Annotated in this window: 25 protein-coding genes and 1 other annotated feature; of the genes, 9 read left to right on the top strand and 16 right to left on the bottom strand. The window is 36.2% G+C overall.

Annotated elements, in window-relative coordinates:
* Positions 1-16 precede the first annotated feature (16 nt).
* Genes ABH959_RS28970 through ABH959_RS28955 form a run of 4 tightly spaced genes read right to left on the bottom strand, consistent with a single transcriptional unit; the run spans position 17 to position 2,782 of the window.
* Positions 17-910: an RluA family pseudouridine synthase gene (locus tag ABH959_RS28970; protein ID WP_113937685.1), complete on the bottom strand. Its 894-nt coding sequence runs from the start codon at positions 908-910 to the stop codon at positions 17-19.
* Positions 911-925: 15 nt separating this feature from the next.
* Positions 926-1,723, bottom strand: coding sequence for an NAD kinase (locus ABH959_RS28965; protein WP_002011365.1), 798 nt, complete (start codon positions 1,721-1,723; stop codon positions 926-928).
* Between the two features lie 18 nt (positions 1,724-1,741).
* Positions 1,742-2,380 (bottom strand): GTP diphosphokinase, encoded by a 639-nt coding sequence (yjbM, locus tag ABH959_RS28960; protein WP_002125951.1) that lies wholly within the window; start codon positions 2,378-2,380, stop codon positions 1,742-1,744.
* A 30-nt stretch (positions 2,381-2,410) separates the two neighbouring features.
* On the bottom strand, positions 2,411-2,782 hold the full coding sequence (locus ABH959_RS28955) for a UPF0738 family protein (RefSeq protein ID WP_002149812.1): 372 nt from the start codon (positions 2,780-2,782) through the stop codon (positions 2,411-2,413).
* A 144-nt stretch (positions 2,783-2,926) separates the two neighbouring features.
* On the opposite strand from ABH959_RS28955, the gene ABH959_RS28950 reads away from it, so the two are divergent.
* The 4 genes from ABH959_RS28950 (at position 2,927) to ABH959_RS28935 (ending at position 5,386) form a co-directional block, all read left to right on the top strand.
* Positions 2,927-3,505, top strand: a complete 579-nt coding sequence (locus tag ABH959_RS28950) for a CYTH domain-containing protein (RefSeq protein ID WP_002064261.1) — start codon at positions 2,927-2,929, stop codon at positions 3,503-3,505.
* 185 nt (positions 3,506-3,690) lie between these two features.
* Positions 3,691-4,089, top strand: coding sequence for a globin domain-containing protein (locus ABH959_RS28945; RefSeq protein WP_113937684.1), 399 nt, complete (start codon positions 3,691-3,693; stop codon positions 4,087-4,089).
* A complete protein-coding gene (locus ABH959_RS28940) occupies positions 4,089-4,982 on the top strand; it encodes a ClpXP adapter SpxH family protein (protein ID WP_113937683.1) in 894 nt (297 codons plus the stop codon). Before ABH959_RS28945 ends, ABH959_RS28940 begins: the two co-directional genes overlap by 1 nt.
* A 230-nt stretch (positions 4,983-5,212) precedes the next feature.
* The gene (locus ABH959_RS28935; RefSeq protein ID WP_002086970.1) at positions 5,213-5,386 is read left to right on the top strand and encodes a hypothetical protein; all 174 of its coding nucleotides are present in this window, start codon (positions 5,213-5,215) and stop codon (positions 5,384-5,386) included.
* Positions 5,387-5,532: 146 nt separating this feature from the next.
* On the opposite strand, the gene pepF is transcribed toward ABH959_RS28935, so the two are convergent.
* The 4 genes from pepF to mecA all read right to left on the bottom strand — a co-directional run bounded on the left by pepF (position 5,533) and on the right by mecA (position 11,035).
* Positions 5,533-7,359 carry an oligoendopeptidase F gene (pepF, locus tag ABH959_RS28930; protein ID WP_002064257.1) on the bottom strand — a complete coding sequence of 609 codons (1,827 nt, stop codon included), beginning with the start codon at positions 7,357-7,359 and terminating at the stop codon, positions 5,533-5,535.
* 50 nt (positions 7,360-7,409) lie between these two features.
* Positions 7,410-8,645 carry a competence protein CoiA gene (locus ABH959_RS28925; protein WP_404493531.1) on the bottom strand — a complete coding sequence of 412 codons (1,236 nt, stop codon included), beginning with the start codon at positions 8,643-8,645 and terminating at the stop codon, positions 7,410-7,412.
* Between the two features lie 90 nt (positions 8,646-8,735).
* Positions 8,736-10,280, bottom strand: a complete 1,545-nt coding sequence (locus tag ABH959_RS28920) for a cardiolipin synthase (protein ID WP_113937681.1) — start codon at positions 10,278-10,280, stop codon at positions 8,736-8,738.
* Positions 10,281-10,351: 71 nt separating this feature from the next.
* Complete coding sequence (gene mecA / locus ABH959_RS28915; protein ID WP_002149820.1) at positions 10,352-11,035, bottom strand: adaptor protein MecA; 684 nt, start codon at positions 11,033-11,035, stop codon at positions 10,352-10,354.
* Positions 11,036-11,471: 436 nt separating this feature from the next.
* Here mecA and ABH959_RS28910 point away from each other — a divergent pair, with 436 nt between their 5' ends.
* Positions 11,472-12,146: a TerC family protein gene (locus tag ABH959_RS28910; RefSeq protein WP_002011349.1), complete on the top strand. Its 675-nt coding sequence runs from the start codon at positions 11,472-11,474 to the stop codon at positions 12,144-12,146.
* 50 nt (positions 12,147-12,196) lie between these two features.
* Here ABH959_RS28910 and spx read toward each other — a convergent pair whose 3' ends face one another.
* Entirely contained in the window at positions 12,197-12,592 is a 396-nt protein-coding gene (gene spx / locus ABH959_RS28905) for a transcriptional regulator Spx (protein WP_002011348.1), read from the bottom strand.
* A 579-nt stretch (positions 12,593-13,171) separates the two neighbouring features.
* Here spx and ABH959_RS28900 point away from each other — a divergent pair.
* Complete coding sequence (locus tag ABH959_RS28900; RefSeq protein WP_000559981.1) at positions 13,172-13,375, top strand: hypothetical protein; 204 nt, start codon at positions 13,172-13,174, stop codon at positions 13,373-13,375.
* Between the two features lie 29 nt (positions 13,376-13,404).
* On the opposite strand, the gene ABH959_RS28895 is transcribed toward ABH959_RS28900, so the two are convergent.
* Positions 13,405-15,051, bottom strand: coding sequence for a peptide ABC transporter substrate-binding protein (locus ABH959_RS28895; protein WP_113937680.1), 1,647 nt, complete (start codon positions 15,049-15,051; stop codon positions 13,405-13,407).
* 353 nt (positions 15,052-15,404) lie between these two features.
* On the opposite strand from ABH959_RS28895, the gene ABH959_RS28890 reads away from it, so the two are divergent.
* Positions 15,405-16,850 carry an MATE family efflux transporter gene (locus ABH959_RS28890; protein WP_113937679.1) on the top strand — a complete coding sequence of 482 codons (1,446 nt, stop codon included), beginning with the start codon at positions 15,405-15,407 and terminating at the stop codon, positions 16,848-16,850.
* Positions 16,851-17,040: 190 nt separating this feature from the next.
* On the opposite strand, the gene ABH959_RS28885 is transcribed toward ABH959_RS28890, so the two are convergent.
* The 5 genes from ABH959_RS28885 to ABH959_RS28865 all read right to left on the bottom strand — a co-directional run bounded on the left by ABH959_RS28885 (position 17,041) and on the right by ABH959_RS28865 (position 22,734).
* Positions 17,041-17,976 (bottom strand): ABC transporter ATP-binding protein, encoded by a 936-nt coding sequence (locus ABH959_RS28885; RefSeq protein WP_113937678.1) that lies wholly within the window; start codon positions 17,974-17,976, stop codon positions 17,041-17,043.
* A complete protein-coding gene (locus ABH959_RS28880; RefSeq protein WP_113937677.1) occupies positions 17,969-19,012 on the bottom strand; it encodes an ABC transporter ATP-binding protein in 1,044 nt (347 codons plus the stop codon). Before ABH959_RS28880 ends, ABH959_RS28885 begins: the two co-directional genes overlap by 8 nt.
* A 20-nt stretch (positions 19,013-19,032) precedes the next feature.
* Positions 19,033-20,049: an oligopeptide ABC transporter permease gene (gene opp3C / locus ABH959_RS28875; RefSeq protein ID WP_113937676.1), complete on the bottom strand. Its 1,017-nt coding sequence runs from the start codon at positions 20,047-20,049 to the stop codon at positions 19,033-19,035.
* Entirely contained in the window at positions 20,046-20,975 is a 930-nt protein-coding gene (gene opp3b / locus ABH959_RS28870) for an oligopeptide ABC transporter permease (RefSeq protein WP_000534164.1), read from the bottom strand. Before opp3b ends, opp3C begins: the two co-directional genes overlap by 4 nt.
* 127 nt (positions 20,976-21,102) lie before the next feature.
* A complete protein-coding gene (locus tag ABH959_RS28865) occupies positions 21,103-22,734 on the bottom strand; it encodes a peptide ABC transporter substrate-binding protein (RefSeq protein WP_113937675.1) in 1,632 nt (543 codons plus the stop codon).
* Positions 22,735-23,053: 319 nt separating this feature from the next.
* Here ABH959_RS28865 and ABH959_RS28860 point away from each other — a divergent pair, with 319 nt between their 5' ends.
* Positions 23,054-23,434: a DUF3899 domain-containing protein gene (locus tag ABH959_RS28860; RefSeq protein WP_002125921.1), complete on the top strand. Its 381-nt coding sequence runs from the start codon at positions 23,054-23,056 to the stop codon at positions 23,432-23,434.
* A 105-nt stretch (positions 23,435-23,539) separates the two neighbouring features.
* Positions 23,540-23,757: a binding site (T-box leader), on the top strand.
* A 74-nt stretch (positions 23,758-23,831) separates the two neighbouring features.
* The gene (gene trpS, locus ABH959_RS28855; RefSeq protein WP_000110999.1) at positions 23,832-24,821 is read left to right on the top strand and encodes a tryptophan--tRNA ligase; all 990 of its coding nucleotides are present in this window, start codon (positions 23,832-23,834) and stop codon (positions 24,819-24,821) included.
* Positions 24,822-24,858: 37 nt separating this feature from the next.
* On the opposite strand, the gene ABH959_RS28850 is transcribed toward trpS, so the two are convergent.
* Positions 24,859-25,065 (bottom strand): hypothetical protein (locus ABH959_RS28850; RefSeq protein ID WP_404493530.1); only part of this gene is annotated, 207 nt, incomplete at its 5' end.

Genomic DNA, 25,065 nt, shown 5'->3' with positions numbered 1-25,065 from the left:
AGAATTTTGTTCCCTTTTAATTGTTATGTAAAGCGTATTGCATATCCTCTGGGATACTTACGGTAAAAGTCATTCCCTTTTCTAAAATAGGATGATAAAACGTCAAAGATGTACTATGCAGCGCTTGACGTTTTATCACATCTCTTCGGCCACCGTATAAATCATCCCCAAGTAGCGGATGTCCTATATATGCCATATGTACACGAATTTGATGCGTTCTTCCCGTCTCGAGCTCAAGCGCTACATGCGTCTTATCGGAAGAACTCTCCATCACTCTAAAATGAGTAACAGCTCTTTGACCATCTTCACAGACAGTTCGCTCGATAATACTATCCGATTTTCGTCCGATTGGCGCGTCAATCGCTCCTGCTTCTTCTAAAATAGTCCCATGAACGATTGCCTCATACGTTCGTTTCACCCCTTTTTGTTGATGCTGCTTCGATAAAAGGTGGTGAACGAATCTATTTTTCGCAATTAACATAAGCCCTGAAGTATCACGGTCTAACCTCGTCACAATGTGCACCGTACTTGCAAGATTTTGTTTATCATAATGATATAAAAGAGCGTTTGCAATACTTCCTGACGGGTGCTCCCTAGACGGAATCGTCGACATATTTGCTTCTTTATTTATAACAAGAACCGCATCATCTTCATATACGATACATAAAGGGATCTCTTCCACTTCCATCCCTTCACTTCTTTCCTCCACTGGAAAAAAGATTTGTAACTCTTCACCAGCTTGTAACTTGTGACGAACACTTGTGTGTTGACCGTTTACTTCAATTGCTCCCCCGCGGAACTTTATATCCGTTAAAGCAGCTTTCGAAATCCCTTTTGTTTTCAAAAATTCTCTAACTAAAGTTCCCTCTTCAGCCAGCCCTATATCCCATTTCAATGTAAATCTGTTCAAATATATAAACCCTCTCTATTTATCTGCAACAAACGAGTCACGAACACGTTTCCAGAATGGGAACGGACGGAAACGAACAAATCGTACTTTCTCGTTTGCAACGCGATACTGAATTGATTTCACATCTTGATGAACCATCGTCAAATGATCCACCGTAATTTGCATGTTCATTCCTGCAGCCGGCTTTAAAACGCATGTATGATGCTTCGGCAGTACGAGCGGTGAACCTACCGTACGAAATACACGATTGTTGATAGATGCCATTTCTGCAATTTGAATCGCTTCAATAGAAGGGTGAATAATTGCTCCGCCAAGCGCCTTATTATAAGCGGTACTTCCTGAAGGAGTAGAAATACAAAGACCATCTCCGCGAAACGTTTCGAAATACTCTCCGCGTATTTCCACTTCTGTTACTAATGTACCTTCTGCACTTTTTACAGTCGCTTCATTCATCGCCAAATACTGCGACTCTTTACTACCATTCACATAGCGAATAATCACTTCTAAAAGTGGATATTCAACCACTTGGAACGGTGTTTTAGCGATTGCAATCACCAACTTCTCTACTTCCGTGGGTAACCAATCTGCATAGAAACCTAAATGCCCTGTATGTACACCAACAAATGCGGTTTCATCTAATCGATTATAGTAACGATGGAATGCATATAAAAGCGTTCCATCTCCCCCAACAGAAATTACAATATCAGGTTCCTTTTCATCCATTGTAAACCCAAAATCTAACAAGTATTCTTTCATCGTACTTGCTAGTGTATCTGATGATTGATCTCCCTTTGACATAATTGTAAATTTCATCGCCCAACACCCTTTAGTTTATGATTCAGAATCTTTCGTTTCCTGCTTTCGTGAAAAGACCTTTTGCGCTTCTTGAATTTCAAGACGAATGGAAGACATTTCTTCATCTAATAAAAACGCCGCTTCCGCTGCACGTTGTAAGCGTATTTTAATATCTTCAGGAAAACGTCCACTATATTTGTAATTTAAAGAATGCTCAATCGTTGCCCAAAAATTCATTGCTAACGTGCGAATTTGAATTTCAACTAACACTTTTTTCTCCCCCTGTATCGTTTGAACAGGATAACTAATGACAACGTGGTAAGAGCGATAGCCGCTATCTTTCTTTTGCGTTACATAATCACGTTCTTCTACAATGTCAAAATCATTTCGTTTTCGAAGATATTCTACAACAGGCTTAATCTCATCTACGAATTGACACATCATTCGAAGGCCCGCGATGTCCTGCATATCTTCTCTAATTCGGTCTAGCGGTACATTTCTCTTCTCCGCTTTATCAATAATACTTGCAACCGACTTTACCCTTCCTGTTACAAACTCAATTGGAGAATGCTCCGTTAACATTGCAAATTGAGTACGCATTCCTTTTAGTTTCACTTTCAGCTCCGCCACCGCTTGGTGATACGGTGCTAAAAATTCTTCCCAATTACGATTCATTTCAACCACCACCAAAATCAATCCATTTGCTTATAGAAACACTTTTTCTACAGCAGTTACTAGTTCTTCTCCGTAATTTGCATTACCTTCAATATTTTCAACTAAATATTCTACTTCTTCTTTTAATCCTTCTAATTCTATTTCAACATCATTCACGCGAATAAACATCGCTGTATCTTTATTCATCGCTTCATGCATTGCTTCCCAGCATGTATGCGGAATACTTACATAAATGAAAGATGATTCATTTTCTAAGATATATAAAAATGATAAATTGTCTGAGTCTACAAGTACGTGATTACGCGCACTTAACTCCTTTACCTCTATTTCAGTATTTTCCGCACAAAAAATAAGCGCATTCTCTCTCATTTCTACGCTCTTAACTTGAATTTTATTTTGCATACTCGAACTCCTCCATCTCAACTTCCTGTCTTACTTAACAGTATTATTGTATCATAACATGGACGCAAACAAATAAAACATTGAACCAAATTTGCGAAAAAGCGATAATGTGGAAAGAATTATTTTTCAAAAGGAGCGCATACAATGACACAAGAAATTGAAATTGAATTTAAAAATATGGTTACAGAGGAAGAATTCCAAACATTATGCAAATCTTTTTCTATTGAAGCATTTACAAAACAAGTAAATCACTACTTTGAAACGCCTCACTTCTCTTTAAAAGATACGGGCTCTGCACTTCGTATTCGTCATAAAGATGGAACTTATACATTAACATTAAAACAACCTGCTGAAATTGGTTTATTAGAAACTCATCAGTCTGTAACAGAAAAAGAAGCACAACTTATGATGGAAACAAACACAATCATTCAAGGAACTGTAATGGATCAGCTACACAAATTACAAATTCCCGTTTCCTCTTTAACTTATATGGGTAGTTTAACAACAGAAAGAGCTGAAATATTATTTGAAGGCGGAACGCTTGTCTTTGATCATAGTTTCTATTACAATCACGATGATTATGAAATTGAATACGAAGTGCAAGATGAAAAGACCGGTAAAGCAGCATTTATAAGGTTATTAAAGCAACATAACGTACCAGTTCGTCATACAAACAACAAAGTAAAACGCTTTTTCCTTGCCAAACAAAACGAAGAGCGCTAAAGTAAAATTTCCATCAGTGAAGAAGAGCTGTACTTACGGCTACATTTCACCTTTTTGAAAAGCAAAAGATTTATTAGCAACATATAGAATAAGCAAAGAATGTTATGAAGGCTGTTTAGTTGCTCTTCATAACATTCCATTGCTACAATAGATATACATTTCATGGAAAAAGGAGTTTATAAAGGATGAGCAAGCAACCGATGACACCATTTGAAGCAATTGGCGGTGAACAATGCATTGCAACATTAGTGGATACATTTTATTCCTATGTCAGTGAACACCCTGACTTATCTCCGATCTTCCCGGATGATTTAACAGAAACTGCTAGGAAGCAGAAACAATTTTTAACACAATATTTAGGTGGTCCTAATTTATACACTGAAGAACATGGGCATCCTATGCTAAGAGCACGCCATCTTCCGTTTGAGATTACTCCAAAACGCGCAGAAGCTTGGCTGTCATGTATGGAGCAAGCAATGGATGATACAGGAGTGCACGGTCATATAAGAGAGTTTGTTTTTGAACGTTTAGCATTAACTGCTCAACATATGGTCAATACTCAAAATGAAACAGGTGAAGTGTAATGGATAAGCAGGAAGCAAAGCATATAAATATGCCTTCTCCTTCCACATGCGAGCATAAATCTGTAGAAGCATATTTATTTATTGATCCACTTTGTAAAGATTGCTGGGATATCGAGCCATTTATTATTAAACTATGGCTTGAGTATGGGAAATACTTCTCTATTCGTCATATCGTAACAGGAAAAGTGGACGGAGCAAACGCTTCCTCACACAAATGGAATAAACCTGCTAATATTCGATTTGTGTGGGAAAAAACAACAAGTTTACAAGGTTTTTCATGTGATGGAAAAGTACATATGCAAGAGGCATCGTCAACACCATATTTAGTTTCGATGGCAATTAAGGCGGCGGAATTGCAAGGCCGAAAAGCAGGTTCGAAATTTTTGCGAAAACTCCAAGAATACATTCTTCTTGAAAATGTATCAAACCCTGACTGTGAATTATTGCTTACATGCGCTAAAGATAGTGGCATTGATGTAGAGGAATTTAAAAAAGACCTACACTCAGTTAGCGCAAAAAAAGCTTTCCAATGCGACCTAAAATTCACAAATGAGATGCATATTACAGAAATACCTTCCCTCCTATTTTTTCATGCAAATTCAGATGAGGAAGGTATTAAAATCGCGGGAATTTATTCCTATGATGTATACGTACAGTTATTAAAAGAACTTATAAAGTGCGAGATTGAGCCAGAACCATTACCTCCTTTAGAAGTATTACTAGAAGCAACACAATTTATTTCTTCAAAGGAAATCTCATTTATATATGACTGCCCTCAACAAGAAATAGAGCGTGAACTAAAGAAATTACAACTAAAACGAAAAGTACAAATGATTGAAGTGAAGTGCGAGCGTTATTGGAAATGGATAGCAAAAGAAAAAGACCCGGTGTAAACACCAGGTCTTTTTCTTTACGGCTTATAAAAATATTAAAGGGGATGGGAGAAATTTTCACGTTCAAACAAAGGGGTATATGTTTGTATGTGAATTCGTTCACGCTTATTATATTACAAGATTCGACGTCAGATGACAACCCCTTTTGTCGAATTTCACATTTTTGTCACATTCTAAACGTTTTCATTTTTGAATAAGCTATAAAAAAGAACATTTAGGAGGTTTTATTAATGAAAAAGTCTCATATCGCTCTAATTTTTCTAGCTTTCATTGTTTCTTTTTTCTTGTACATCCTTTCTCTACTACAAGCTTTTCCTAAAATTATTGCCTTCCCTCTTTTATTCGGAGTTATCGTCATCGCTGTCTCTTATTTCAACTATAGAAAACGATTTAAAGGATTTTAACTACAAAAATAAGTCATGAAAATTCCTTCTAATATAGAAAAAGTAAAGAAAATCACCTTAATAATTCGACAAATATCGACATTATGTACTTTTGAGAAAATGTTTCAAACAAAAAAGACGAGGATAAAACCCCTCGTCTTTTCTCATTACTTTTCTTCAAATAATAACGCTTCTAATTCATTTAATTTCTCTTCAAATACTTGAAGTGCCTCTTTCACTGGTTCAGGAGATGCCATATCAACTCCTGCTTTTTTCAACACTTCAATTGGATAATCGGAGCTTCCCGCTTTTAAGAATTCGTTAATGTAACGTTCTACTGCTGGTTGCCCTTCTTCTAAAATTTGTTTAGATAACGCTGTCGCTGCACTAAATCCTGTTGCGTATTGATATACGTAATAGTTGTAATAGAAGTGCGGAATACGAGACCATTCTAAACCGATTTCTTTATCGATTACTAAAGCATCCCCGAAATATTTCTTATTTAAATCGTAGTAGATCTCCGTTAACATATCTGGCGTAACCGCATGTCCTTCTTGTACTTTTTTATGAATGATATGCTCGAACTCTGCAAACATTGTTTGACGGAATACAGTACCACGGAATCCTTCTAAATAATGATTTAATAAATATAGACGCTCTTTTTTATCTTCTGTCGTTTTTAATAAATAATCATTTAGAAGCGCTTCATTACAAGTTGATGCTACCTCTGCAACGAAGATTGAATAATCACCGTATACGTGTGGCTGTGTCTTTCTTGTGTAATAACTATGCACCGAATGACCAAACTCATGAGCAAGTGTATATAAATTATTTACATTATCATGCCAGTTCATTAAAATATACGGATTTGTTCCGTATGCACCAGATGAATATGCTCCGCTTCGTTTGCCTTTATTCTCGTACACATCTACCCAGCGATTTTCATATGCTTCTTTTAAAATTTCAACATATTCATCACCAAGTACATTTAAAGACTTCAATAACATTTCTTGCGCTTCTTCATACTTCACATTCATTTTCACTTCTTGTACAAGTGGTGTATATAAATCGTACATATGAAGCTCATCAAGTCCTAGTGCACGCTTACGAATATCAATGTAACGGTGTAATAAATGTAAGTTGTCATTTACCGTTTCAACGAGTTGATCGTATACTGCTTCAGGAATATTATTATTACTTAATGCTGCTTGGCGAGCAGAGTCATATTTACGAATACGTGCATTGAAATTATTACGTTTCACTGCCCCGCTTAACGTACTTGCAAATGTGTTCTTAAATTTCCCATACGTTTCAAATACAGCTTTGAATGCATCTTCGCGAACACGACGATCATCACTTTCTAAAAACTGAATGTAACGGCCATGTGTTATTTCTACCTCTTCTCCATCCTCACCTTTAATAGATGGGAATTTCAAATCCGCATTATTCAACATACCGAATGTATTACTTGATGCACTCATCACTTCAGATGCTTCTGCTAATAACGCTTCCTCTGCCTCAGATAATACGTGCGGGCGTTGACGTGTAATTTCTTCTAATGCATGCTCATATACACTTAGTTCTCGATTTTCTTGTAAGAATGTTTGCAATGTATCTTCTGAAATAGATAAAATTTCAGGTACGATATACGCTGTGCTACTAGATACTTGTGAGTATAAATTTGTTGCGCGATCATTCAGTGCTTGATACACAGAGTTTGTTGTATCTTGATCGTAACGCATATGTGCATATGTATATAGCTTACCTAATCGCATTGAAATTTCATCTTCATATTGCAATGCCTCAAGCAAATTGTCTGCAGAGTCGCCAAGCTTCCCTTTAAATTCAGTTAACTTTGGCAATAGCTCTTTAATAGCTTGGAATTCTTTTTCCCATTCTGCATCTGTTTGGAAAATATCTTCTAATCGCCATGTGCTTGCTTCTTCAATCTCATTGCGATCTGGTAATGTTTTTGCTTTATTTTGTTCAGACATTCTGTAAGCCCTCCTTTAAATATCTCTACTTAAGTACAATTCTGTTTTTCTTATGTAATTCCTTCACGTTCATTCTTTATTATATCCCCTTTTTCTTCTCTCATGTTGAACTTTGTCTCAAATAGAGATAGTGCGTGCGCTAAGCCAATTTCATCATATTTCATAATTTCTCCCTCTGTTTTTACCAACACAACATCTCTTATTTTTCGATACTTATTACTACCTATTTTTATTAATACACCTGCATAACATAAAAATGTCATATACTCCGCAACTGCTACCTTCCATATATGTTGTGCAAAATACGGAAGTAGACGCCTCTTCGTATATTTTGCTACATAGTTACATGCGTATTGCAGAGAAATATACTCCCCTACCTTAAGCATACCTATACACTTCATATAAAGAGAAGCTTGCCATATAAATGGATTTGTTTGAAAAACAAACGCGGATGGGAGCGGAACACCGATTTCAGAAGGAAAACTCGCTGGGGTACATTTATATTGATATAAGAGGCGGAGTAGTGACTTATGATTATAATTCCAGATAGATAGAGCGTTTTGCCGAAAATGGTTCTTTTTTCTCTTCCATTCTTGTCCTAATACCTCTTTTTGGAAAGGAACGGGGGAAAAGAGCATGTCAACAGTAGTCGTATCAGTTGGTAAATAAATAGTATGTGAGAAAGAGACGTTTGTAGAAAACGGAGTGATAAAGGCGCATTTCATAAATGATTTTTGTTTCGGACAGAAGAAAATAAGAAATGGCTGAGGATAAGATTGTAAGGAGAAAGCCAGAAGTGAGGAAAATTTCATCCAATATGCAGATTGCTTTTTTAATTGATTTCCACCAATGATCCAGATGACCTGTATACCAGCTTGCCAATACGAGTATGTTCGTTTAGAAAGCTGTTCTATGGAGAGATTGGCGCATTGATATTCAATCGCAATTTCCCTACCTGCTCTCTCTACGAAAACATCTGGTCTTTGCTGGATTTTTGGAAGGTAATGCTCTATATCCACATGAAAATTTTGACGTTTCAACCATCTATATAACAATTCTTTACCGTGCATATGATACATAGATTCTGCTTCATAAAAGGTAAGACATGAATCCACTTTCTTATGAGCAAAATGCCAGCTCTTTTGTTTTCCTAATTTCATTTGCACTTCTTTTCCGCAAGCTGTACAAAATAATTTTTCTCGTTTACGCATTTCGCGTAAAAGCTCTTCATCCCGGTTATATAATAGATGAATTCTCTCTCCGTTTTCTCTCCTTGCAATAAACATCACCATCACACCCTTTCAACTTCTTGTATTCTACAATTTACTACAAATTCCTCTCAAAAAAAGAGATGTCCTAAATTAGGACATCTCTTTCTATAATAAAGGTGATAATAACCGGTACGTCGATTCAACAATCCGCCTATGAAGACGTCTCTTATGAAATCGGTCAACATGAATTTCACTGGATTCTTCTAAATCGTCTTTAAAATCTTGAACGAGCTTTCTAATGCTACCTGTATCATATAAAAAGGCATTTACTTCAAAGTTTAAATGAAAACTTCTCATATCCATATTAGCTGTCCCAATTGATGCGAGATCAGAATCCACGATGACAACTTTACTATGAAGAAACCCTTTTTCATATTCATATATTTTTACTCCTGCATCTAATAACTCCGGAAAGTACGATCTTGATGCATAAAAGACAGTCCGCTTATCTGGCTTACTTGGCATTAACAAACGAACATCGATACCAGCAAGTGCAGCTACTTTTAATGCAGATAAAATATCATCATCTGGAATAAAGTATGGTGTTGCAATCCAAATCGATTTCCTAGCTGAAGCAATCATTGCAAAATATAAATGTTTAATTGTTTCCCATTTATTATCCGGTCCACCTCCAACAAGTTGGACTCCGCCCCAATGATCACCCTCAACTGCTTCCGCTTGTAAATATTCAGGTGCTAATACCGCCTCACCAGTCATATAAAACCAGTCTTGAAGGAAAATTAGCTGTAAACTTTGAACTGCTTCACCGCGTAAATATAAATGCGTGTCTCGCCAAAAACCGAAATATTTATCCTTCCCTAAATACTCATCACCAATATTTAATCCACCTACAAACCCCTCATTTCCATCTATAATAACGATTTTTCGGTGGTTTCGATAATTAATTTTATCGTTTAAAATTGGAAAGCGCACAGGGAAAAATGGAATCATTTCTACTCCTGCATCATTCAATTCTGCAATATACGAATTTGATAATTTAAAGCTTCCAACCGCGTCGTATAAAAAACGAACGACAACGCCTTCTTTTGATTTTTTTATTAAAATATCTTTAATTTCTGTACCGAGCTTGTCATCACGTACAATGTAATACTCCATATGAATGTGGTGTTTCGCTCGATTTAACCCATCTAAAATTGCCTGAAACGTTTCGTCTCCATTTGTTAATGTCCTCGTTTCAGTTTGAAATGAAATATTTAAAGCACCCAATCGATCTGCTAAACGAAATAACAATTCTTGATGCTTATGATTTCGTAAAATCCGTTCTTCGTAATCTTCGTGTCCCTTATATTGTAAAAACGCCTGTTCATCGAGTAATGCCTTCTTTTGGAACATTCTTTTTCTGCGAAAGTTTTGTCCAAATAAAAGATAAGCAAAGAAACCGAACACTGGAAAAATACCTAGTACGATTAACCACGTAAGTGTTTTTGACGGATGGCGATTTTCTAAGAAAATAACACATCCAATTAAAAATGCGGAAACCGTAAATAAAATACTAATAATACCTAAAATCGAAACATCCTTTATCCCCATGACATCCGAATAAAATGCTACATCAATAAACATGCGTAATGAAACAAATAATGCGAACAGTAGTAGAAAAAAGAAAAGTAGTTTTAGTGTATTTTTCATCTCTTCCCCCCTAATAAGAAAGCCTTCCTATTCTTCATAAAAAAAGCCGATTTCATACTATAGAAATCGGCCTACGTTTTAGGAGGGAAATTGTTGCGAATTGTCTCAAGCGCACGCTCTTTCACAACCTGTTTCCCATACTCACTTACACGGTGAATCGTTAAAGTAGATTCTTCTCCATATTCTAAAACAATACTTAAAATACGATCAATCTCTTCTTCATCATGTAGCACTTCATCGAATTCCACATATACATAATAGCGGTCCTCAAATGAATGTAATTCATCTTTTATATCTTCAAAGATAAGACGATGACTTAATGAAATAACATCTTCAAAATCATTAAACTTAATTAAAAAGCCAAACGTACCATCTTCATTAAAGTTTGTTCCTACTTGTTCTTCTACCTCTTCCACTAATTCTTGCTGGAATAATGATTCGATGCCTTCATCTAGAGGAATGTCTATAATTTTGTCTACACCTATTGGTAATTCCAGCTTTTGTCCATCCTTTGAAAGCTCCGCTTTCGTTACAAGTACTTCAATCCCTTTATCGACTGCTTGCACTTGGATCCATAACGGCCCATCGATAAAGAAATCATCATGATCACGAGCTTCGTCCATCATCTCCCAAAAGAGCTCTTCACTTCGTTCGCGATCATACCAAATTTCTTCACGATTAAACCCTCTGTCCTCTATATCAATGTACGTAATAAAAAATTTCATCGTATGGTCATTAATTCTTTCAATATCCAAAATACAACGCTCCCTTCCTGCTTAGAATTGTTATGAAGGGATTCCCCACTCATATGACAAAACAATAGATTCTTGTACTCTCATTTTATGATAAGATTCTCCAGAAGGGAAATAAAATCGATTTATTTTACAAAAATAGTTATATACCTATCTGTATTCGACTTTTTACATAAAGTGAAACAATAATCAGTATTTTTTTCATCCTCCACTGATTATTAGCTCGCACTAATCGGAATAAATATACCATTATACCAATTCACTGCTCGCAAAAAATTTGGACATACATTCCCATATTCCCTCGTACACTGTAATAAAGTGAAACTTCTATTAGAGGTGATTATTTTTTCCCCAGGCGCGCGGGATCAAAACTAGACAAACTTTCTTCACCACATACATATATTTCGCTTATTAAAACATCATAAATGGAGGCAGACGAATGGACTTAGAGTTTTTAACATCTGTACTAATGATTGTCGGTATCGATGTTGTACTAGGTGGCGATAACGCAATTGTCATCGCACTAGCTAGCCGAAATTTACCTGAAGCAAAACGAAATAAAGCCATTTTGATTGGTACTATGTTAGCAATTGTGCTACGAATTCTCCTCACGATACTAGCTGTCTATTTACTTGATATCCCATTTTTACAACTCACCGGCGGAATTTTACTCACATTAATTGCGGTCAATTTACTCACTGATAATAACAACGACCTTTCTTCTATCAAAGGAAAAACGACTTTATTCCAAGCTGTGCGTACAATTGTATTCGCGGATCTCGTTATGGGGTTTGACAATGTTATTGCCATTGCAGGAGCAGCTCACGGAAGACTTTCACTCGTAATTATCGGTTTATTCATTTCTATCCCGATTATCATTTGGGGAAGCAAACTTATTTTAATACTCATGGAACGCTTTCCATTTCTCATTTATTGCGGAGCAGCAGTTCTCGCCTATACAGCAGGAAAAATGATTACACACGAAGACAGACTTGCAACGTTTTTTCATCATAATCCTAGTTTTGCCACAAGTATCCCTTATTTGTTCATTTTCACCATTTTATGCATAGGCTTTATCGTTCAACAAGTGCGATTACGTAATGTTAAACAGTAAAAAAAAACCTTCTACTCTATAATAGGTAGAAGGTTTTCATATTATTATAATTAATTTACAAGACGCTGTGCTTCACGTAATTGGAACGTTCTTACTGTACGTGGTAAGAAACGACGGATTTCATCTTCGTTGTAACCTACTTGAAGGCGTTTTTCGTCAATCATAATTGGACGACGTAAAATACCTGGATAATCACGAATCATCTTATATAAATCTTGAAGTGGTAAAGACTCTAAGTTCACATTCAATTCTTGGAAAACTTTTGAACGAGTAGAAATAATCTCATCCGTTCCGCTTTCTGTCATACGTAAAATCTCTTTAATCTCATCAATCGTTAATGGATCTGAGAAAATATTACGTTCTGTATAAGGAATATGATTTTCCTCTAGCCATAATTTCGCCTTTCTACAAGACGTACAGCTTGGAGAACTATATAATGTTACCATACAAAGCTCACTCTCCTTAAAGAGTACAAATTCTGTACTAATTACAGTTTAAATTTCTAACTTCCGCAATTTTTCGCGATAACTTGTCTTATAGCAAAGTAAAAAATCGCAATTCATGTAAGCAACAATAATTACTTTTAATAAGTAACTTCTATAATCATTATACAATAGTTTTTGCAAGAAATATACAGTGAATTTACTGCTAGTTGAGAAAATTTCTCCGTGTACTCCACTGCTATGCAACATGATTATACTGAGTAAAACTGTCCTTTAACAACGGTCTTCAACCCTTTTGATACTTACTTTCTACAATAATCTTCACTTGATATACAATTACAGTTTCATAATCTTCCTCGTTAAAAAGAGAGCGTTTTCTTACCTTTTCCCGACAAAACAATTGAGAAATGTAAGACTCTAAAGGTTAGAAATAAAAGGAACATTTGTTCTTATTTTAACAAATCTCTCCGCTCATGTCTATATGCTTTCTAAAGTAAATCGAATATTTTTCTGACATTTCTTTCTTTTTTACCATTTATCTCATACAATAAAAATACAGACAGACAAAGGGGGAATTTGCATATGATCGCTTTTTTTACTGATTTTATCATTGTTGCTACCCTCATCATCGGAATAACAGCATTGATTGGTGTCATTACAAATAGCATCGGTGAAAAACTCTTTGGTGGGAAAGAAAAAATGAAGTTTGTTAACAAAAGTTTAGATGTACAATCTGGCTGGAACCAAGTTGGCGGGAAAGGCATTTATAAAAAACGTACGTATTAAAAAAAAGCAGGTCATCACCTGCTTTTTTCTTATTTTCCTACTGATGCCCATTTAAAGCTTACATCGGGGCCATATTTATGGTTGTACATATCTTTAATTGTTTCTCTTTGTAAATATGCTCTACCACGTTGATATACCGGAACAATCGCAGCGTCATCAAGTAGCATTTTTTCTGCTTCAAGTAAGTTTTTCCAGCGAGCATTTACATCGCTTCCATCTTTCTTCGCTTTCATAATAATCTCATCGTACTTCGGATTAGAATACTTCATTTTGTTTTGGGCTCCGTCAGTTACAAACATATCAAGATATGTAACTGGATCTGGGAAGTCTGCCCCCCATCCAGAGAATGACATTACATAATCGCCTGCATCTTCTAATTTTAGTTTTTGTGCGAATGGTTGTTGTTTAATTTTCACTGTTAAGCCTGGTAAATTCTTTTCTAACTCACCTTTTAAATATTCACCAGTTTTCTTCGATAATTCAACGTCTTCATTTAACATCTCTAATTCAATTTCATTTTTACCAAGCTCTTTTTTACCAGCTTCCCAATACTTTTTCGCTTCTTTTACATTTGGTTTTATAATATCTCCATTTTCAGCACGGAAATCTTTTTTATCCGGACCTTTAATGAAATTATCAGGAATTAATCCTGTCGCTGGCCTAGAACCGTTATTTAATAATGTATCAACGAATGGTTTACGATCAAAGCCAAGTGAAATTGCTTTACGAATATTTTTATTTGCTAAAGATGGGTCTTTTTGATTTAAACGAAGGAAGAATACAGATGTCTCTTCTACTGTTTTGAAATCTGGTTTTCCTTTATATTTATCGATGAACTCTGCTAATAACGTCGCTCGATCGACTGCGTTTGTTTCATATAAATTAATTGGCGTAGACGTATCTTTTACAATATTAAAGTTTACTTCCTCAAGTTTCACTTCTTTATTGTCCCAATACGATGGGCTCTTTGTCATTTTGAAACTACGTTCATGTTGCCAATCACTTAATGTAAATGGACCGTTGTAAAGTGTTGTATTTGCTTCTAAACCAAACTTCGTCCCTTGCTCTTTCACATACTTTTCATTAACAGGATAGAAGATCGGATAGACCATTAAATCAATAAGATATGGGATAGAATTATCTAATTCTACTTCTAATGTATGATCATCAATCGCTTTCACGCCTAATTGGTCTGGACTCATCTCTTTTTTATTAATTTTCTCAGCATTTTTTATATCGTACATAATGTACGCCGATTTCGCAGCTGTATCTGGATTAATTGCTCTTTGCCATGCATACACGAAATCTTTCGCCGTTACAGGTTCACCATTTGACCATTTTGCATCTTCACGTAATTTAAATGTATACTTTTTACCGTCTTCTGACTTTTGGAATTCTTTCGCTACACCTGGAACTAATTTATCGTCTTTCCCAAGGCGGTATAGACCTTCCATCGTATTGTTCATTACTTTTGAAGAAACTGCATCAGCTGATAACGCAGGGTCCATCGTTGGAATTTCTTGCGTTTCAATTAAGTTTATAACTTGCTTCGCACCGCTTTTCCCGCTATCCCCTTTTGCGTTCGCTTGCGGTTCATCTTTTTGGTAGCCACATGCCCCTAAAATCATGCTCATTGCTACTGTTGATGCTACAAAAACTGGTATCTTTTTTTTCATACTTCCACCCTCCAAAAAAATGTTAGCCCTTTCATTTTCAAACAGAAAGAAATATATATATGTTCTAATAATTCATATTATACACACAAATATATTCTTTGTATATTTATATTTCTATTTTATTAAAATTTTCTGTTAACACTTTGTGTATTTGTAAACGTTTCATACTGCGTTTTTATTGAATTAAAGTGTTGAAAATGACGATTTTTATACTTTTCTAAATTATCAGAGAAAAATAAATTTTATATTCTATAATATCTTACGCATAATTATTCCTCCTTTTTTGTCATAAAATGAAGGTTTATTCATATTGAAAATATGTAGGCTAAAATAAGTGCAAAGGATATGAAAGTGTGTTACGATACACTTTGCTAAAAATAGATATCGGTAAAGAGGGGACGGACATGACAGCAATTCGCTCAAAAAACGGGCCAACAGAGAAATTAAGTTTATTCTTATTAACATGGCCTATTTTTCTAGAAGTTTTTCTTTTTATGCTGATGGGGATCGCTGATACTTTCATGTTAAGTGCATTATCAGACGATGCTGTATCTGGGGTTGGTGCAGCGAATCAATACCTTCATATCGCGATTTTAGTACTAGAAGTCATCGGGAATGGTGCAGCTATCGTTGTATCCCAATACCTCGGTTCTAAACGCTTTATGGAAGCATCAAAAATATCAGCATTAGCCGTCACATTAAATTTAGTGGTCGGACTCATTATAAGCGCTGGTTTTCTTTTATTTTCAAAACATATGATGACGGCAATGAATTTACAAGGCGATGTACTAACGTATGCACAAAGCTATCTATCCATCGTCGGAGGAGCTATTTTCCTTCAAGCTATTATTAACTCATTAGCCGCAATTATCCGCGTTCACGGCTTTACAAAGCAAGCGATGTTTGTTTCGCTTGGAATGAATATTATTCATATCGCCGGAAACTACGTACTTATTTTCGGGAAATTCGGTTTCCCTGAACTTGGTGTGCAAGGGGCCGCGATTTCTTCCGCTGTCAGCCGGTTAATCGCACTTATCATTTTCTTCTGGTTACTATACCGCGTTATGGAATACCGTGTGAAATTACAATATTACTTCACTTTATCAAAAGAATATGTTGGCAAAATTTTGAAGATTGGCATTCCATCTGCATTCGAACAAGTCATGTATCAAGCTTGTCAAATTGTCTTCTTATATTACGCAACATACTTAGGTACGGAATCGTTAGCTGCAAGACAATACGCTACTAACATTTCCATGTTCACTTATTTATTCGCCATTGCTATCGGTATGGGAACAGCTATTATCGTTGGACGCCTAGTTGGCGGAAATGAAAAGGATGAAGCTTACACACGCGTATGGAAAAGTGTACAATGGGCGATTGGTGTAACTTTATTTATGGTCATGCTCGTTGTTACATTCCGCACACAATTAATGGGACTATTTACGGATAATCCTCATATTATCGCTCTAGGGGCAAGCGTTCTTTTACTAAGTGTACTACTTGAAACAGGACGGACGATGAACATCGTCATCATTAATTCACTTCGTGCAGCTGGCGATGCAAAATATCCTGTTTTAATCGGCGCATTCTCCATGGTGTTAATGAGCTTACCACTCGGTTACTTTTTCGCCTTCCATTTAGACATGGGGCTCGTTGGTATTTGGCTAGCGATTGCTATTGATGAATGGACGCGGGCGATTATTATGTTCTTCCGATGGAGAAGTAGATCGTGGGAAAATTATGCACTTGTTAAACCTGATGAACAAGAAGATAGTGCTTCTGTTCAAGCGCAATAAAATAAAAGTGTTTCTAAATGAAAAAAAGGCGGCTGATTTCAGTCGCCTTTTTCTTCATTCTCGGAAACTCTTACTTCGCTGTCTTTAAACAGAAAAAGAACTTGGATAAAATCTCTTTATACTAACTTAAGTTTAACTAGTATAAAAAAGTAGAGCCATCCTTCTGTAATAGAAGAATGGCTCTACTTTTTTATTGATAAATCTCTTTATATTTCTTATACTCCGCTTCAGAACATAATACGAAATGTCCTGGGCGAATTTCACGCATTGTTGGTACTTCGCTACCATAATCATGCTGAGTTGGATCGTATACGATACGTTTACGATTGCGCTCATAATCTGGATCTGGAAGCGGAATTGCAGATAGTAGTGATTTTGTATATGGATGCATTGGATTCGCATATAACTCTTCACTTGTTGTCAACTCAACGATTTGACCACGGTACATTACACCAATGCGATCACTAATGTATTTTACCATTGATAAATCATGGGCGATGAATAAGTATGTTAAACCTTTTTCTCTTTGTAACTGTTTCAGTAAGTTTACAACTTGCGCCTGAATCGATACGTCAAGTGCTGAGATTGGTTCATCAGCAATGATAAATTCAGGTTCTACAGCTAGCGCACGAGCGATACCGATACGTTGACGTTGTCCGCCTGAGAATTCATGCGGGAAACGGTTCGCGTGCTCTTTATTTAAACCAACTGTATTTAACAGCTCGTGAACACGGTCCATACGCTCTTTTTTGCCTTTTGCTAGTCCGTGAATATCAATACCTTCTGCGATAATATCCCCTACTGTCATACGAGGATTTAATGATGCATATGGATCTTGGAAAATCATTTGCATTTTACGGTTGAACTTCTTAAGTTCTGCGCGTGATTTTTTCCCATGTACATTTTCACCATCGAACAACACTTCACCGGCAGTTGCATCGTATAAACGAATGATCGTTCTTCCAGTTGTTGACTTACCACAACCAGATTCTCCTACAAGTCCAAATGTTTCACCGCGGTAAATATCAAATGAAATATCATTAACTGCTTTAACAACACCACCACTCACATCAAAGTGTTGTTTCACATTTTTCACTTCAATTAATTTCTCACGTTGTTTAGTCATGTTGTTCACCTGCTTTCATTTGAAGAATACGTTTTTCAACAACTGCTGGTGGTTTTACTTCTGGCGCTTGCTCATGAAGTAACCAAGTTGCCGCATAATGTGTATCACTTACTTTAAATAAAGGTGGTTCCATTTCAAAATCAATTTTCAGCGCCTGCGGGTTACGTGGTGCAAAAGCATCACCCTTTGGCGGTTTTAATAAGTCTGGAGGCGTTCCTGGAATCGCATATAGCTCGTCCTCTGAACCATCTAAGCTTGGCATAGATGCGATTAAGCCCCATGTGTATGGATGTTTTGGATTGTAGAAAATTTCATCAACCGTTCCAATTTCAACAACTTTACCAGCGTACATAACCGCAACTCGGTCTGCAACGTTTGCCACTACACCTAAGTCATGCGTAATGAAAATGATTGCTGCTTCTGTTTTTTGCTGAATGTCCTTCATAAGTTCTAAAATTTGCGCTTGAATTGTAACGTCTAGCGCTGTTGTCGGCTCATCGGCAATTAATAATTTCGGATTACAAGCTAACGCCATCGCAATAACTACACGTTGTCTCATACCACCTGAGAATTGGTGAGGATATTGTTTTAAGCGCGCTTCTGGATTTGGAATACCTACAAGGTCGATTAATTCTAAAGCAACTTTACGTGCATCTGCTCTACTCATCCCTTGGTGTTTAATAAGACCTTCCATAATCTGATTACCAATTGTCATCGTTGGGTTTAATGATGTCATTGGATCTTGGAAAATCATCGCAATGTCTTTACCGCGTACTTGCTGCATTTCTTTTTCTGTTAGTTTCGTTAAATCACGACCGTCAAATACAATCTCTCCATTTTTAATACGGCCTGGAGGATTCGGGATTAATCCCATTAGCGCTTTAGAAGTAACTGATTTCCCAGAACCAGACTCTCCTACAATCGCTAATGTTTCCCCTTTTTTCAAATCAAAAGTAACTCCGCGCACTGCTTGTACTTCACCTGCATGTGTATCAAAGGAGACTTGTAAATCTTTTACCTCTAACAATGTTTTCATTTTTACTTCTCCCTCCTCGTTTACTTACGCATTTTTGGATCTAACGCATCGCGTAATCCATCTGCCATTAAGTTGAATGCTAGAATTAACATACTGATGACAACCGCAGGGATGAACATCATGTGTGGATACGTTTGAATTGATTTATATCCATCATTTACAAGAGAACCAAGTGATGCGAATGGTGGCTGAATGCCTAAACCGATGAAGCTTAAGAATGCCTCACCAAACACCGCTGATGGAATTGTAAACATTGTCATTACGATAATTGGTCCCATAACGTTTGGAATTAAGTGTTTCACAATTAATTGTGTATTTGTTGCACCTAATGTACGAGACGCTAATACATACTCTTGGTTTTTTAACTTTAAGATTTGTCCACGAACAATCCGCGACATCCCTATCCAACCTGTAATCGCCATCGCGAGTGTGATCGACCAAATACCTGACCCCATAATGATTACCATTAAAATAACGATGATTAAGTATGGAATACCGTTAATAATCTCCATAATCCGTTGCATAATATTATCTACTCTGCCGCCGTAGAACGCTGAAATACCTCCGTATGCAACCCCAATTACTAAGTCAATTGCTGCTGCTAAAAGAGCGATATATAATGATACACGCGTACCTTCCCAAGTTCTTGTCCATAAATCACGGCCAAGATCATCTGTACCAAACCAGAAGTACTCTTTAATATCACGTTTTTCATATTGGTCAACACCATATTGATCTGTACCGTCAAATGGTAACCAATGAACATTTTCAATCACTGGAATTTTCGGTGGCATTTTCGCACGACCTAAGTCTTGCTCTTTATACGAGTGTTTACTTATCATCGGTCCAAAAATTGCTAGTAATATAATAAGCGCTAATAAAATGAAACCAAACATTGCTCCTTTATGTTGGAACAATCGTCTTCTTACATCTTGCCAAAACGTTAAGCTTGGACGGGCAATGACTTCATTATCAACATTATTTTGATTGGCTTGTTGAAATAAATCTGGAGATAATTTTTGTACATCTTTCATCATTTTTTCCCTCCCGCTAAACGAATACGAGGATCAATAATTCCGTATAAAATATCGACAATGAAAATAACTAAAATGAAGATTGCACTATAGAAAATCGTAGTTCCCATAATAATTGTATAGTCATTTACTGTAATAGATTTAACGAATTGTTCCCCAAGTCCTGGTACAGCATAAATTTGCTCAATAACAAGTGTCCCTGTAATTAATGCAGCAACCATTGGCCCTAAAATTGTTACAACTGGAATTAACGCGTTACGAAGTGCGTGTTTTACAATGATAACGCCTTGACTAATCCCTTTTGCTTTCGCTGTTAAAATGTAGTCAGCTTGCATAACTTCAATTAATTCTGCACGAGAGAAACGTGCGATTGTTGCGATAACTCCCATCGATAGTGCAATTGTAGGCATTACAGTAAACTCCGGTCCTTTCCAGAATGCTACTGGGAACCAACCAAGTTTTACCCCTACGAAATATTGTAGTAATGCGGCGAATACGAATGATGGTACCGACATCCCGAGTACGGAAATAATTGTCGCCCCATAATCGACCCACGTATTGTTACGAAGTGCCGCAATGATTCCTAAAATTAAACCGATAAATGTTCCTAATATAATCGCTTGTAAACCAAGTTGTGCTGATGGTCCAATACGATCCACAATCATATCTGTTACCGGACGGTTATCATATTGGAATGATACCCCTAAATCACCTTTTGCTAAGTTACCTAAGTAACGTGCATATTGAACTGGTACCGGATCATTTAAACCATATTTTTCAAGAATGATTTCTTTTTGTGCCGGTGATAACTTCTCCTGGTTTTTCAGCGGAGAACCCGGAAGTAATTTCATCAAGAAGAAAGTCAGTGTAGTAATTAAAAATAATGTCAAAGCCATGTACACGAAACGTTTTAATACATAACGTCCCATAGTCAAGCACCTCCCCGTTTTTCTCAAAAGCAATAAGATAGTTTAAAATATTCTTACTTTTATTTTTTTAAAATAAGAGCATATGCCCATCATAGGCATATACCCTTATTCATGATGGAAACCATTTTTAGTTTTTGAGTTCAACCCACTTATAGCTAAATTCTCCGCCATATTTATGTTCTAATAGGCCTGTAATTGAACTACGTTGTAAATATGCCTTTCCAGGTTGATATACTGGAGCAATCGCTGCATCTTCAAGCAGTTGTTGTTCTGCTTTTAATAGAGCATCCCAACGAGCTTGTACATCTACTTCTGTTTTGGCTTTCTTAATTAGTTCATCATAAGCTGGATTTGCGTAATTCACTTTATTTTGTGAATTACCTGTTGTATACATTTCAAGGAATGACATTGGATCCATATAATCTGGACTCCATCCCGCATATGACATCGCATAATCTCCACTTGCTTCAAGTTTTAATTTTTGTGCAAATGGCTGCATTTTTGTTGAAACTGTTAAACCTGGTAAGTTCTTTTCGAATTGTCCTTTTAAATACTCTCCGATTTTTTTGGCATCATCAGTATCAAAGTTTAATAACTCTAACTCTACTTTGTCTACACCAAGTTCTTTTTTACCAGCTTCCCAATATTTTTGAGCTTCTTTAACATCCTCTTTTATAAGCTTTCCGTTCTCTTCACGGAAGTCTTTTCCGTTAGGTCCTTTTGCCAAACCCTTCGGAACAAAACCATACATTCCTTCTGAACCATCGTTTAAGATAACTTTCCCGATATTTTCACGTTCAAAGGACATCGCAATTGCTTTTCGGATATTTTTATTTGCTAAAAACTTATTTTTTTCATTTAAGCGAATGAATTGTGTAGATGGTCTCTTAATTGTTTTAAAATCAGCATCTGATTTGTATTTATCTACAAACTCTGATGTTAATACTACACGATCAATTGCTTTTGTTTCATATAAATTTATAGCCGTTGAACGATCCTTAACAATATTGAAGTTTACTTCCTCAAGTTTTACTACTTTATTTTCCCAATACGTCGGGTTCTTCGTCAATTTGAAACTTTGTTCATGCTTCCATTCATTTAAAACGAATGGGCCATTATAAAGTGTCGTATTGGATTCTAATCCGAATTTATCTCCTTGTTCTTTTACAAACTTCTCATTCAAAGGATAAAATGTTGGATAGACTGTTAAACTTACAAAATAAGGAACAGGGTTGTCTAATTCCACTTCAAGTGTGTGATCATCAACGGCCTTTACACCAAGTTCTTCAACTGGTAACTCTTTTTTGTTAACTTTCTCCGCATTTTTAACATCAAATAGTATGTAAGCAAACTTGGCACCCGTATTTGAATCTACAGCTCTTCTCCAAGAATAAACGAAGTCTTTAGCTGTTACAGGATCACCGTTAGACCATTTCGCATCTTCACGTAATTTAAATACGTACTTTTTACCATCCTCTGATTTCTCATAGGATTTAGCGACACCTGGAACGAGTTTATCATCTTTCCCCAGACGATATAATCCTTCCATTGTATTATTCATGATGTTAGAAGATGCTGCATCTGTTGATAACGTCGTATCCATTGTTGGAATCTCAGCTGTTTCAGTTAGGTTTAACACTTGTTTATTTGAGGCTTTTTCCTTTGCGCCTGCTTTGTTATCTTCTTTTTGATAACTACAAGCTCCTAACATACTCACTGTCAACGTTGATGCAATTAATAACGGTATCTTTTTCTTCATGTTGTGTTACCTCCCCTAATTGCACTTACTGTACCCTCACTTGTAGAAAAGCAGAATTGAAAGAATAATCTCCAAGTTTCTACAATTTTCATTATACATATAATATGACGATTGTGAATATAGTTTTTTGTTTTTTTGTTAAAATTTTTAATAAAATGTTTATATTTTTAATTTTTTGTAAAGGGATACGTTAACATTGCTACCATCATCTTGAAATTAGAACCTCAATTGCGTATAATTTTCAAAAAATTATTTATATTACTTATTATAACTTTTATAGTATAATAATTCTAGTAATATTTTGACGGAGGGGAATATTTTGAATAAAGTTTTTTTTCATACTTGTATACTATTTTTGGTTGCGATAATCGCTTCTAGTGTGGGCGCATTCCTCGTTTCATCTCATTTTTTGTTGAATTTTGTCAACATCTCATTCTATATTGCATTGTTTTTTATTCTTATAGGTGGTTTTTTATTCATATTTCAAAACGGATTTTTTAACGTAACAATTTACGCATTCCAAAGAGTATTTGGTACGAATAAAAAAATTGACTCTTTAATTGAAGAAGCAGAGGAACCTATCGATAAGAAAGAACGTATTTATAAAACATATTCATTCAAATGGACGTATCCGATTTGTATTACCGGTATCGTACTTGGGTTGTTCTCGATCCTCATTAGCTTTACTATTTTGATGTAGTTTGCAAACACTATTCCATATGATATAATAATCAGCAAAACATTTTGTTATAAAACTTTAGTTCTTTCATATTAAAAGAGCTTAGGTAACAATAAATAAATTTATATGTATGCGATGATAAAGAAGAGTACATATTGAGGCAATTTCAGAGAGCTTGTGGCTGGTGTGAACAAGTAATTGCGCAGTATGGAATGGGCTTTTGAGCACCAAACCGAACCGAAAGTAGTAGGCTTTGGCGTTATATCCAAACGTTATTATGGATCTTGAGAGATTTCACAGCTGTGAAATAATTAGGGTGGTACCGCGGTCCATTCGTCCCTATGTAATTTGGGATGAATGGGCTTTTTTGTATGCCTTCTCTTCCCCATCACGCATTCAAATTTAGGAGGAATTACTTATGTCAGTTATCTTTTCTGGTATTCAGCCGAGTGGAACGATTACACTTGGAAACTATTTAGGAGCTATGAAGCAATTTACAGAGCTTCAAAATGAACACGACTGTTATTTCTGTATTGTAAACCAACATGCGATTACAGTACCTCAAGATCCCGTACAACTTCGTAAAAACATTCGCAGTCTTGCTGCACTTTATGTAGCATGCGGCATCGATCCTGAAAAAGCTACTTTATTTGTACAATCAGAAGTACCAGCACACGCTCAACTAGGATGGATTATGCAATCAGTTGCTTACGTTGGAGAATTAGAGCGTATGACGCAATATAAAGATAAATCTTCTGGTAGAGATTCAGTTCCAGCTGGATTACTAACGTATCCACCATTAATGGCTGCTGATATTTTACTTTACAACACTGAAATCGTACCTGTTGGTGATGATCAAAAACAACATATGGAATTAACACGCGACCTAGCAGAGCGTTTCAACAAACGCTTCCGTGAAGTGTTCACTGTTCCTGAAATTCGTATTCCAAAAGTAGGAGCTCGCGTTATGTCATTAACAGAACCTACGAAAAAAATGAGTAAATCTGATCCGAATCCAAAAGCAATGATCAGTATGCTTGATGAACCAAAAACAATTGAAAAGAAAATTAAAAGTGCTGTAACTGATTCTGAAGGTATCGTGAAATTTGATAAAGAAAACAAACCTGGAATCTCTAACTTATTAACAATCTACTCTTCATTCTCTGGAAAAACAGTTGAAGAAATAGAAGCAATGTACGAAGGAAAAGGATACGGAGACTTCAAAGGCGACCTAGCACAAGTAGTCGTAGAAGCAATTCGTCCAATCCAAGACAAATATAACGAACTAATCAACTCCCCAGAACTAGACGAAATTCTAGACAAAGGTGCCGAAAAAGCGAACCGCGTTGCATTCAAACAACTACGCAAAGTAGAAAACGCAATGGGATTAAGTAGAAAGCGTAGGTAATATATAAAGCGGAAGCGGCTCGTTCAGCTCTGACTGGCTAAGGTTCTTTCGCATAAAAGGCGCTTTTTGCCTTCTTATGTGGAAGGTTCTTAGACACGAAGAGCTTGCCGCTGGAGCTGGATTTCATAAAAGGCGGAAGCGGCTCGTTCAGAATGTGAGGGGGATGGAGCTCCTGACGTAGAGGCGGGTTCTGCCTCGCAGGAAGGCGCGAAGCCACCGAACATTCTTGCCGCTGGAGCTGGAT

The organism is Bacillus sp. RC51 (genome assembly GCF_044908115.1).
GTDB lineage: Bacteria > Bacillota > Bacilli > Bacillales > Bacillaceae_G > Bacillus_A > Bacillus_A mycoides.
The sequence above is the reverse complement of the archived record's forward strand: the minus strand, read 5'-3'. Positions and strand labels throughout refer to the sequence as shown.